The 12,546-nt window shown below is 44.4% G+C and carries 8 protein-coding genes and 1 pseudogene; 8 read left to right on the plus strand and 1 reads right to left on the minus strand.

All coding sequences use genetic code 11. From position 1 onward, the window contains the following. The first annotated feature begins 368 nt into the window (after nt 1-368). The 8 genes from adhE to SST111_RS04410 all read left to right on the plus strand — a co-directional run bounded on the left by adhE (nt 369) and on the right by SST111_RS04410 (nt 12,341). Complete coding sequence (adhE, locus tag SST111_RS04375; RefSeq protein WP_099810147.1) at nt 369-3,020, plus strand: bifunctional acetaldehyde-CoA/alcohol dehydrogenase; 2,652 nt, start codon at nt 369-371, stop codon at nt 3,018-3,020. A gap of 369 nt (nt 3,021-3,389) precedes the next feature. Further along, entirely contained in the window at nt 3,390-4,874 is a 1,485-nt protein-coding gene (gene thrC, locus SST111_RS04380) for a threonine synthase (RefSeq protein WP_099810148.1), read from the plus strand. Between the two features lie 128 nt (nt 4,875-5,002). Further along, the gene (locus SST111_RS04385) at nt 5,003-6,763 is read left to right on the plus strand and encodes an ABC transporter ATP-binding protein/permease (protein WP_099810149.1); all 1,761 of its coding nucleotides are present in this window, start codon (nt 5,003-5,005) and stop codon (nt 6,761-6,763) included. Then, complete coding sequence (locus SST111_RS04390; protein ID WP_099810150.1) at nt 6,756-8,417, plus strand: ABC transporter ATP-binding protein; 1,662 nt, start codon at nt 6,756-6,758, stop codon at nt 8,415-8,417. Before SST111_RS04385 ends, SST111_RS04390 begins: the two co-directional genes overlap by 8 nt. Next, on the plus strand, nt 8,418-9,011 hold the full coding sequence (locus SST111_RS04395) for an MptD family putative ECF transporter S component (protein ID WP_099810151.1): 594 nt from the start codon (nt 8,418-8,420) through the stop codon (nt 9,009-9,011). Then, nucleotides 9,008-9,667, plus strand: coding sequence for an energy-coupling factor transporter transmembrane component T (locus SST111_RS04400; protein WP_099810152.1), 660 nt, complete (start codon nt 9,008-9,010; stop codon nt 9,665-9,667). The genes SST111_RS04395 and SST111_RS04400 overlap by 4 nt, the downstream gene beginning before the upstream one ends. After that, nucleotides 9,631-11,058 carry an ABC transporter ATP-binding protein gene (locus SST111_RS04405; RefSeq protein ID WP_099810153.1) on the plus strand — a complete coding sequence of 476 codons (1,428 nt, stop codon included), beginning with the start codon at nt 9,631-9,633 and terminating at the stop codon, nt 11,056-11,058. The genes SST111_RS04400 and SST111_RS04405 overlap by 37 nt, the downstream gene beginning before the upstream one ends. A 5-nt stretch (nt 11,059-11,063) precedes the next feature. Beyond that, entirely contained in the window at nt 11,064-12,341 is a 1,278-nt protein-coding gene (locus SST111_RS04410; protein WP_099810154.1) for an MATE family efflux transporter, read from the plus strand. Nucleotides 12,342-12,360: 19 nt separating this feature from the next. Here SST111_RS04410 and SST111_RS12265 read toward each other — a convergent pair. Beyond that, a pseudogene (locus SST111_RS12265) lies at nt 12,361-12,546 on the minus strand (hypothetical protein); the annotation flags it as partial.

Below are 12,546 nucleotides of genomic sequence, written 5' to 3' on the forward strand. Positions count from 1 at the left end.
GTGAACAAAAATGCAAGAGTAGAGAAGGAGGAACAAATGAATATAAAATTGAAAATTATCACGTAATTACTACAAAATTTTCAAAAAAATCTATTTACATGGAAGCGTTTTCTTGATAAACTAGTATCGTAAATGTTAGAGAAAGAATAAATGATAAAGATTTGTCTTACTTTATGTATTTTTCGACCAAACAAAGCAGAAACAAATCTGAATGTTTTCTGAAAACAGGAAAAAGTAAGCGTTTTCCAAAACAAAACAGAAAAATGTGAAAAAATTAACAATTTCTCTTTACAAATAAAATAAAAAATAGTACAATAACATTGTGAAAAAGTTAACAAATAGTTAGCGAGTATATTTGGAGGAACACAATGGCTGATAAAAAAGTAGTATCACCAGAAGAAAAGTTGGTAGAAGCGCGCAAGCACGTTGATGAGCTTGTTCAAAAAGGTTTGGTTGCTCTTGATGAGTTCCGTAAACTTGGTCAAGAAGAAGTAGACTATATTGTAGCTAAGGCTTCGGTAGCTGCTCTTGACAAGCACGGTGAATTGGCAATGCACGCTTTTGAAGAAACCAAACGTGGTGTATTCGAAGATAAGGCAACTAAAAACTTGTTTGCCTGCGAACACGTGGTTAACAATATGCGTCATACAAAAACAGTTGGTGTCATCGAAGAAGATGACGTTACGGGCTTGACTTTGATTGCCGAGCCAGTTGGTGTTATCTGTGGTATTACTCCAACAACAAACCCAACGTCCACTGCTATCTTCAAATCCTTGATTGCCTTGAAAACACGCAACCCAATCGTCTTTGCCTTCCACCCATCTGCTCAAGAATCTTCAGCTCACGCAGCGCGTGTTGTCTATGAAGCAGCTGTGGCAGCAGGTGCTCCAGAAAACTGTATCCAGTGGGTAACAAAACCATCTATGGAAGCAACTTCTGAATTGATGAATCATGACGGCATTGCGACTATTCTTGCAACTGGTGGTAACGCCATGGTGCGTGCGGCTTACTCTTGTGGTAAACCAGCTCTTGGTGTAGGTGCCGGCAACGTTCCTGCCTATGTTGAAAAATCTGCAAACATCCGTCAAGCTGCCCATGACATCGTGATGTCTAAGTCATTTGACAACGGTATGGTCTGTGCGTCAGAACAAGCAGTTATCATTGATAAAGAAGTTTACGATGAGTTTGTAGCAGAGTTCAAATCTTACAAAACTTACTTCGTTAATAAGAAAGAAAAAGCTCTTCTTGAAGAATACTGCTTCGGTGTAAAAGCCAACAGCAAGAACTGTGCAGAAGGCAAATTGAATGCGGACATCGTAGGTCGTCCAGCTGCATGGATTGCTGAACAAGCTGGTTTCTCAGTTCCAGAAGGTACAAACATCTTGGCAGCTGAGGTTGCTGAAATCGGTGAGAAAGAACCATTGACTCGTGAGAAATTGTCACCTGTCATTGCCGTCTTGAAAGTTGATGGTCGTGCAGAAGGTCTTGAAGCAGCTCGCCAAATGGTTGAATTCCACGGTCTCGGTCACTCTGCAGCTATTCATACGGAAGACGCAGAATTGGCGAAAGAGTTTGGTACAATCGTACGTGCTATCCGTGTTATTTGGAACTCTCCATCTACTTTCGGTGGTATTGGTGATGTTTACAACGCATTCTTGCCATCATTGACACTTGGTTGTGGTTCTTACGGACGCAACTCAATCAGTGATAACGTAAGTGCTATGAACTTGCTCAACATCAAGAAAGTAGGAAGACGTAGAAATAATATGCAATGGTTTAAAGTTCCTTCTAAAACATACTTCGAACGTGACTCTATCCAATATCTCCAAAAATGCCGTGACGTTGAACGTGTCATGATCGTTACAGACCGTGCCATGGTAGAACTTGGATTCCTAGATCGTATCATCGAACAATTGGACCTTCGTCGTAATAAAGTTGTTTACCAAATCTTCTCAGACGTTGAGCCAGATCCAGACATCACAACGGTTTATAAAGGTACAGAATTGATGCGTACCTTCAAACCAGATACAATCATCGCACTCGGTGGTGGTTCACCAATGGATGCTGCCAAAGTTATGTGGCTCTTCTACGAACAACCAACAGTTGATTTCCATGACCTAGTTCAAAAATTCATGGATATCCGTAAACGTGCCTTCAAGTTCCCAGAACTTGGTAAGAAATCTAAGTTTATCGCGATTCCAACAACATCTGGTACAGGTTCAGAAGTAACACCGTTCGCCGTAATCTCTGATAAAGCAAACAACCGTAAATACCCAATCGCTGACTACTCATTGACACCAACTGTGGCAATCGTTGACCCAGCACTCGTATTGACAGTACCTGCTCACGTTACTGCCGATACTGGTATGGACGTATTGACTCACGCTACAGAAGCATACGTTTCAACAGTAGCAAACGACTTTACAGATGGTTTAGCACTTCAAGCTATCAAACTAGTATTTGAAAACCTTGAAAGCTCAGTGAAGAATGCTGACTTTGTATCACGTGAGAAAATGCACAACGCATCAACTATGGCAGGTATGGCCTTCGCCAACGCATTCCTAGGTATTTCTCACTCAATGGCTCATAAGATTGGTGGACGTTTCCATACCGTTCACGGTCGTACAAACGCTATCTTGCTTCCGTACGTTATCCGTTACAACGGTACTCGTCCAGCTAAGACAGCTACATGGCCTAAGTACAACTACTATAAAGCAGATGAAAAATACCAAGACATCGCTCGTCTTCTAGGCTTGCCATGCTCAACACCAGAAGAAGCTGTTGCAGCATACGCACAAGCAGTTTACGACCTCGGTGAACGCATCGGTATCCAAATGAACTTGAAAGCACAAGGTATCGACGAGAAAGAACTCAAAGAACACTCTCGCGAATTGGCTCTTCTTGCCTACGAAGATCAATGTACCCCAGCTAACCCACGTCTAGCAATGGTTGACCACATGCAAGAAATCATTGAGGATGCCTACTACGGTTACAAAGAACGTCCAGGTCGCATCAAGTAAGGATTTTCGTCACGATACATCGTTGAAGCTCCTTGCCTAACTTTAGTTATGCCTACGTCGCTTTGCCTTGTCTCGTTTAGAAAATCATCTCTTGATGATTTTTGGAAAAACTGATTTCAAAATGAACATGTAAGTGTTTATTAACAAATCATTTCTTAATAATCCTTGTATAAACAATTGGACTAGCCTCCAAAGCTTTCTCAAACACCAGTTTACATGTAGTAGGCTGGTGTTTTGATATTTCGTAAGAGAAGGTAAGAGCCAAAACCGGCCTAGCGTTCGGTTTTTTGGTTTATCTTGCCAATTTTCTGTCAATTTAGGTGGGTTTTATGGTAGAATAGAAAAAATAGATTTTTTATGAGGGATACCATGACATTAGTATATCAATCAACACGCGATGCTAAAAATACTGTATCGGCTAGTCAGGCGATTTTGCAGGGCTTGGCGACCGACGGTGGTTTGTTTACACCGATTTCTATTCCAGCAGTTGACTTGGATTTTTCTGTTTTGAAAGACGCTTCTTATCAAGAAGTTGCTAAACTGATTTTGTCGGCTTTCTTGGATGATTTCACGGCAGATGAACTGGACTACTGTATCAACAATGCCTATGACAGCAAGTTTGACACGCCAGTTATTGCCCCAGTGGTTAAGCTAAAAGGTCAGTACAACTTGGAACTCTTCCGAGGGTCAACCATTGCCTTCAAGGATATGGCTTTATCTATCCTACCTTACTTGATGACAACTGCGGCGAAAAAACATGGTTTGGAAAATGAGATTGTCATCTTGACAGCGACTTCAGGCGATACAGGCAAGGCGGCTATGGCTGGTTTTGCGGATGTTCCTGGCACGCAAATCATTGTCTTCTACCCACGTGACGGGGTGTCTAAGGTTCAGGAATTGCAGATGACCACGCAGACAGGGGCTAATACCCACGTGGTGGCCATTGACGGTAACTTCGACGATGCCCAGACAAATGTTAAGCACATGTTCAACGATGAGGCCCTCCGTGCCAAATTGGCGGCCAAGAAACTCCAATTTTCATCTGCTAACTCTATGAACATCGGCCGCTTGGTACCACAGATTGTTTATTATGTCTATGCCTATGCTCAGCTGGTTAAGACTGGCGAGATTGCGGTGGGCGACAAGGTCAACTTCACCGTTCCAACAGGTAACTTCGGGAACATCTTGGCGGCTTATTACGCCAAACAAATCGGTCTGCCAGTTGGCAAGCTCATCTGTGCTTCCAACGAGAACAACGTTCTGACCGACTTCTTCTCGACAGGCGTTTACGACAAGAACCGTACCTTCCGCGTGACCACCAGTCCGTCCATGGACATCTTGGTGTCCTCTAACTTGGAGCGGTTGATTTTCCATCTCTTTGGCAATGACGCTGCAAAAACAGCCGAGCTGATGGAAGCCTTGAACACAGCTGGTCAGTATGACATTCAAGGGGCTGACGCGGATATCCTCTCTCTCTTTGCTGCCGCCTTTGCGACGGAAGAAGAAACGGCTGCAGAAATCAAGCGAGTCTATGACGAGTCAGACTACATTGAAGATCCACATACGGCTGTTGCTTCAGCTGTCTATAAACAGTATGTGGAGCAAACAGGTGACCAAACTCCGACAGTGATTGCTTCTACAGCAAGTCCTTATAAGTTCCCTGTGGTTGTGGTTGAGGCTGTGACAGGTCAGTCAGGTTTGACCGACTTTGAAGCCCTGGCAAAATTGCATGAGATTTCAGGTGTAGCCTTGCCACCAGCTGTGGACGGCTTGGAAACGGCACCTGTCCGCCACAATACCGTCGTTGCAGCTGCCGATATGCAGGCTGAGGTAGAGCGTTATTTGAGTGTTTAATTTCGATTCATTTTATGACAAACTGCTCATTTTGAACAGTTTGTTTTCTTTTTGCTGTTTAAATTAAAATTTACAGATAATTCAAAGAATGGTATACTATATAGGAATACTTGTAGATGAGGTGACGTATGGCACAAGAACAGGAGAAAATCTCCAGAGAAAAGAAAAAAGCCCTCTTGAAGCGGCTCAAAGAACGCATCAAACCCAAGATGAAACTGGTTTATTTGGCAGCCTTTCTATCCTGGGTCCAATTTTTGATGCGGATTATTTCCTTTTATCTGATTGCTCAGGGCTTTGTGACCTACTATGAGGGCGGACAGGTTGATTTAGTACAGTTTGTCCTCATCTTGCTAGGTCTCAATGCCTTTGGATATGGTGTGGCTCTGATTGCCAAACGCTTACAAGGAATAGGGTCTCAGTTTGCTCGGGATTCGCTCAAGCAGTCTTTCTTCGAGGCTCTCTTGGCCAAGGACGGTCAGTTTGAATCAAAGGCAACAGCGGCGGATGTCTTTAACATCGCTTCCCAGGGGATTGATAGTCTGGATACATATTATTCCTACTACATGGCTTCTTCCTTGCGGACCCAGTTCAACTGTGCGACCGTTCTCTTGCTGGTCTTTCTGATTTTCCCGCTTGGTGCGGTCATTTTCATCTTGGCCTTGCCTCTGATTCCCATTTCCATCATCGCCATGCAGAAGCGGTCCAAGCGGATCATGAATCGCTACTGGGGCTCCTACATGGATGTGGGCAATCTTTTCCTGGACGACCTCAAGGGGCTCAACACCCTCTATTCCTATCAGGCAGATGCGACCTATGAAAAGACCTTCAATGAACAGGCCGAGGACTTCCGCGATGCGACCATGGAGCTACTCAGCTTTCAGTTGCAAGCGGTAGGCTACATGGATGCGGTCATGTATCTGGGGATTGGCTTGTCTGGTTTTGTTGCGGTCAATAGCCTAGCGGCAGGCAATTTGTCCCTATTTAGTATGCTCTTTTTTGTCCTCATTGCGACGGAGTTTTTTGCACCCATACGGGAGCAGGGCTACGGCATGCACTTGGTGATGATGAATACCAAGATGGCGGATCGCATTTTTGGTTTCTTGGACAGTATGACAGCGGAGCGGGAAATCGATTCTGTCCATGTGCCTGCTTTTGACAGTCTAAAATTAGAAGATTTGGCCTTTGCCTACGGAGAAAAGCCAGTCTTGAAAGATATTTCCATGACCATGACGGCTGGAAAGGTCTATGCTTTGGCGGGCGAGTCTGGTCAGGGGAAAACGACCTTGGCCCAGCTGCTCTTGGGACGCTTGCGGGCGGATAAGGGAGCTATTTACTTGGGTCAGCAGGAGATTTCAGGTGTTAGTCAGTTATCTCTGAATGAGCAGGTCCTCTATGTGTCGGGCCAGTCAACCTTGCTCAACCAGTCAATCTATGAGAATTTACGCATGGCTTGCGACTGGTCTAAGGAGGACATCTTGGCCTGGGCAGATCAGCATGGGGTCTTGCAGTTTGTCAAGAATCTGCCAGACGGGTTGGACACGATTGTGGGCGATGACGGTGCTTTCTTGTCGCCTGGTCAACGCCAGCAGGTTATCTGTGCCCGTGCGGTCTTGGCAAAACGCTCCCTTTATATCTTTGACGAGGTGACGTCCAGCGTCGATCAGGACAATGAAGGTTTGATTTACGAATTGATAAATCTGGTAGCAAAAGATGCCATTGTCATCATCATTACCCATAAGATGAAACAGGTGGAGCAGGCAGATGACATCCTCTTCCTGTCTGCGGAGGGAGCTGTGACAGGCAACCATGCCACGCTTTATCAGACTAGCTTGGCTTATGGTCAGCTGGTTGATCAACAAAGAGAATTGGAGGAAGCCGTTTATGGATAAGAAAGAAATGCCGACGCTGGTGCTGATTCCGAGACTCTTGCAGTCCATGAAGCACCTCTTGCCACGGATTGCGGTGGCGGTCTGCTTTGCGGTCTTGGGACAGGTGGTGACCATTGCTATTCCAGTCATCTTGGTCTATCTGGCTTTTGCAGCCCTTACTGGCAATCCTGCTCCGCTATGGACCTTGGGAATCCTTATTCTTCTAGCTCTTTTACGTGGTGCCTTCCGCTATGGTGAGCATTACTTTGGTCACTATGTGGCCTTTCATACGCTGGCGGCCTATCGTCGTTTGATTTTCGCAAAACTGCGGGCCCTGGCTCCTGGGAAACTGGACCGACAGGACAGTGGTAGCCTGCTCAAGATGATTGGGGAGGACATTGAGGCCTTGGAAGTTTTCTTTGCCCATACCATTGCCCCGATTTGTACAGGGATTCTGGTGGCTCTTGGTCTGACAGTCTATTTTGGTCTATCTAGCTGGGGTTTGGCTTTGCTGGCTCTGGTGACCTATGCTCTGTTGGCAATTGCTATTCCAAATCAGTTTGCCAAGCAGCTGCAGCCCTTGCTCAAGGAGCAAAATGCTAGCCGTAAGGGCTATGTTTCCTACTTTATTGAAAGTCTTAAGAGCATGAAGGACCTGATGCAGTTCCAGCAGACAGATGCTCGTTTTGCCAAGCTGACGCAGAAAAGCCAAGAGGTCAATGGTCAGGAGCGAAAGGTCGCCCAGACTAACTTCATGCAGTATGCCGTATCCTTCTTGGTGGTGGGTTTGTCTATCATGGGCTTTGCCTGGCTGACCTTTGACTTGGTGGGCAGTCAAAACATGGACTTAGCGACAGGAGTAGCCCTGCTAGTTTCTTTCACTAGCTCCTTTGCTCCCTTCTTGGAGCTCAGCCGTCTGCCGCTTGGTTTCAAGCGGGCTATGAATGCTGGTCGCAATATCTATGCTCTTTTGGATGAAAAAGAAGCGGAGCGAACAGGTGAGCTTGTTGAGGTCAGCGTGACAGACATTGTTATTGAGCAACTGGACTTCGACTACGATGACCGAGAAACAGGGCTCTATCGGAACCTGTCTGTTCAGTTTGAACAAGGTGGTATTATTGGTTTGGTTGGTGAGTCTGGTGCAGGAAAATCCACCTTGATGAAATTGATCATGCGTTGGTATGATTGGCAGCAAGGTCAAATCCGCCTGTCTGGCTTGGATAGTCGGCAGGTAGATAAGGCTTATTTGCAGGGGGCGTTTGCCTATGTACCACAGGTGCCACAAATCTTCCGACAGACCATTCGAGAAAATCTTGTCTTGGGTCGTACGGATGTGTCGGATGAAACCATCATGGACTTGGCAGAAAAATGCCACATGAAAGGACGGATTTTGGCAGCACCGCAGGGCTTGGATACGCTTGTGGAGGCCAGTGATTTTTCAGCAGGAGAGGGGCAACGCTTGGAACTCATGCGGGCCTTGCTCAAAAATGCAGACTGCTATATCTTTGATGAGCCAACTAGTAACCTAGATTCGCTCAATGAAGCCCGCTTTATCCAACTGGTTAAGGAACATTGTCAGGGCATGGTCTTCTTGATTTCTCATAGAAGCTCGACCATGGCCTGTGCGGATGTTATTTTCCGCTTGGAAGACGGACAATTAGTAAAGGAAAAATAAATGAAGAAATTACAAGTAAAAGATCTGATGGTAACAGGGGCTTTTGCTGCCCTCTACTTTGTTTGTGTTGGTCTAGGAACCTTGTTGAGTTTGGTTTTTGATCGCTCGGGTAATATGATGTATGCACCTGCTGGAGCAGCCCTTTTGGCAGGACCTGTTTATATGTTATTGGTAGCCAAGGTTGATAAATTTGGTTCAATTAGTCTGGTTGGAGCAGTAATGGCATGTTTCTTTTTCCTATCAGGCTATATGACAGCGGCCTTTCTCCCAAGTTTGACCTTTGGTTTTTTGGCAGAAATGGTAGCGAAGTCAGGTCGCTATAAACAAAAATGGACCAATCTTCTTAGCTATGTCATTTTCTCTTTTGGAAACTTAGGACCTATTATTCTTATGTGGTTCATGCGAGATGCCTATGAAGCTAGTCTATTGGCACGTGGAAAATCAGCAGAATACATCGCTCGTGTCATGCTTGATTTCACTCCAGAGAATGTGCTATGGTTGTCAACGACCATTATCTTAACAGCTCTTATCAGTGGTTTGTTTGGTCAATATATGCTTCAGCGCTATTTTAAACAATCAGGTTATCTTTCATGAAATTAGATGCTCGTACAAAAATTCTTCTCGTCATCTTCACTAGTTTTACCTATGGGATGAGGCTTACAATATTAGAAAATGCAGTGCTGGTCTTAGGCCTTAGCCTGCTTTTCTGGTTTTCTGGAAAGCGGAAAATGGCTATAATGAGTCCGATAGCCTATTCTATTTTTTGTCTGTTGTCCTATATTACATTTTTACCAGAATGGCTGACGCATTTGTTGCTGGTATTGACCTATACATGGCCTCCGCTTTTGGCAGGACATCTATTACTGATGACGACAAGTGGTTACGAACTCATTCATGGCTTGCGGAAATGGCACCTGCCAGAGGTATTTCTTTTGACGTTGGGAGTAATGTTTCGTTTCCTACCTGCCATTAAACAGGATGCTCGTACGATTTGTGCCTCTTTGAAGGTTAGAGGAATTTTTTTACGGAAGAGAGATGTGGTTTGTAAGCCACTCCAGTACATGGAGTTTTTCTTGGTTCCCTTGATGATGTCTCTCTTGCGAACAGCTCAGGAACTGACAGTAGCCAGTCTGACAAAAGGTTTGGCTGTATCTACGAAATCACCTGCATATATTCGGTCGTCTTGGACCGTGCTAGATTGGAGTCTTTGTTTATGTTGTCTCGGTTTTCTGATTCTCGTCCGGCTGTGACGGTAAAAAATGTAGCATTAACTTATTCAGGGGCAGATAAACCAGCCTTGCAGATAGAGGATTTGACCATTCCAGAAGGCCAGTGTGTTGTTTTATGTGGGCAGAGTGGCTCTGGGAAGTCTAGTTTTCTCAAGGTACTGAATGGTTTGACGCCAGAATATTATCCTGCTCAGCTTTCGGGACAAATTTTCTTAGGGGACTTGGATTTACAAAAATCTAGTCTGGAAGAAACATCTCGGCACATTGCTTCAGTCTTTCAGCATCCGTCTACTCAATTTTTTCATAGTCAGGTCTTGCAGGAATTGGTTTTCCCTTGTGAAAATCAGGGTTTGTCAAGAGAAGAAATCGAGAATCGCCTGGCTTGGGTTATGGAATTATTTGGTTTGGCTTCTCTTAGCCAGCGAACGATTTCCAGTCTATCAGGTGGTCAGCAACAACGTCTAGCCTTGGCCGTTGCAGCTATGCAAGGGACAGGTGTCTTGGTTTTAGATGAGCCGACTGCCAACCTAGATCAGGAAGGGATTGCGATTGTACAGGACATCTTGAAAACTTTAAAAAGCCAAGGAAAGACCATCATTATTGCCGAGCATAGACTGTCTTATCTCAGTCAGTTGGCAGATCGCTATTTATATTTTCAAGATGGGCAAGTGGTGACGGATTATCTAGCAGATGAGTTTTTAAGTCGGACAGAAGAATGCCGTCAGGATATGGGACTGCGTTGTTATGACTCGGAGCCTTATGGGCGGGCAATAGCGGAGCTGGCAGACCAGTTTGTTAATGATAAAGAGGGTTTACTTGTTGAAAATTTATCGGTAAGTCAGAAAGAGAATACTCTCTACGAGATTGAAAAACTTTGCTTGGCACCAGGACAGGTGGTGGGTTTAGTTGGATCGAATGGTTCTGGAAAAACAAGCCTTGCTCGTTATCTGGTCGGTTTAGCGGAAGATAAGAAGAGTAGGATTTCTTGGCAAGGTCAAACCTTGTCTGGTCGCCAGAGATTGGAAAAAACAGCCTTTGTTATGCAGGATGTTCGACTCCAATTATTTGCGGAAAGTGTTAAGCGAGAACTTACTCTTGGAAGGAAAAATAGAGCTGTCGATGAACATTTGGTAGCTCGTTTTGGTCTATCGGAGTTGTTGGAGAGGCATCCGGTTAGTTTATCGGGTGGTGAACAACAGCGCGTGATGATAGTGGCCAGCTTACTGGCAGATAAGGAAATTTTCATTTTTGATGAACCGACGAGCGGCTTGGATTTGAGAGGAATGCAACAAGTTGCTTCTGCTTTAGTAGACTTAAAAATGAAGAATAAGTTGGTTTTGTTAATTTCTCACGATGAAGAGCTATTGAATCTTGTTTGTGATAAAATAGTAGATATTAAACAGTTGAAATAGAGATTATGAACAAACAAACCTATAAAGAAATTTTAACCATTGCCTTTCCAGCCATGGGGGAAAACCTTCTCCAGATGTTAATGGGGGTAGTAGACTCTTATCTAGTAGCCAGTATTGGCATCGTGGCTTTGTCTGGAGTTTCCCTTGCTAATAATATTTTAGCCGTCTATCAGGCGGTTTTTATTGCCCTGGCAGCAGCGGTGTCTTCTCGTTTGGCTCAGTCTTTGGGTGAAGAGGCCTCAGAAGGCATTGGAGGAACTGCTAGTGAAAGTGTCAAGTTTACAGTTTTTATCGGTCTCCTTTTAGGGATTTTTTCAGTTCTGGCAGGTCCAATAGTACTTACTAGCTTGGGGGCAGAGTCAGAAGTGGTACAGGCTGGTGGTCTTTATTTGATATTGGTTGGTGGGGGAGCGCTTTTTTTGGGACTTATGACAAGTTTGAGTGCAATCTTACGAACCTTGGGGGAACCACGTTTTCCTATGTATATCAGCCTGCTCTCTAACATTTTAAATGCACTATTTTCAGCATTTGCAGTCTTTGTGCTTCATGCAGGTGTAGCTGGGGTTGCGATTGGAACGGTATTATCGCGATTGATTGGTTGTAGCCTGCTTTGGTCTCGCTTACCAATTTCTTTAAAACCATGGACCTGGTTCTTTGATAAAGAACTGCTTAGACTTGCCCTGCCAGCAACTGGTGAACGATTGATGATGCGGGTGGGAGATGTGGTAGTCGTAGCTTTGATTACCAGCTTAGGAACAGCGACGGTAGCTGGAAATGCGATTGGAGAAACCCTGACGCAGTTTAATTATATGCCGGCTTTAGGGATTGCTACCGCGACAATCATCCTTACAGCGAAACACAGACAGGATAAGGCTATGGTCCGACATATTTTTCGAACAAGCTTTGGCCTTTCTTTGCTGTTTATGTTTTTTGTGGCTGGTGTGACTTATTTTGCGGGGCCTTTCCTAATCAGTCTTTATACTAAGGATATTCAAGCGGTACAAGCTAGTCAAACAGTATTATTTTATGCCATGTTGGGAGTTCCCTTTACAGCAGGCACTCTTATTATGACAGCTCTTTGGCAAGGTTTGGGAAATGCTAGATTACCCTTTTATGCCACAACTATCGGTATGTGGCTAGTGCGGATTGGCATAGCTTATTTACTTATAACATTTTTTAAAATCGGTTTGTCAGCCATTTGGATTGCAACGATTTTAGATAATGCCTTCCGAGCAGGGGTGCTATTTTTTCAGTATAGGTATTCAAAACAAGAATCAATTTAAGATAAGGCTAAGAAAATTTTCAGTTTCGTTTAAGTTTGTAGCTATATACTATATTCAAGCTAGAAATAGCAAACAACTTTTCTTTTTCATATAATCTCCTAGAGAACAGTCGGCATTGGTCGGCTGTTTTCGTTATGGCTTCGAGCCAGTTTTTCTCGTAGAGAAAAACAAGAAAACCACCAGCTATGCTGGTGGCTGCCAAGGC

The sequence above is a fragment of the Streptococcus suis YS161 genome (genome assembly GCF_002760245.1).
Lineage (GTDB): Bacteria > Bacillota > Bacilli > Lactobacillales > Streptococcaceae > Streptococcus > Streptococcus suis_I.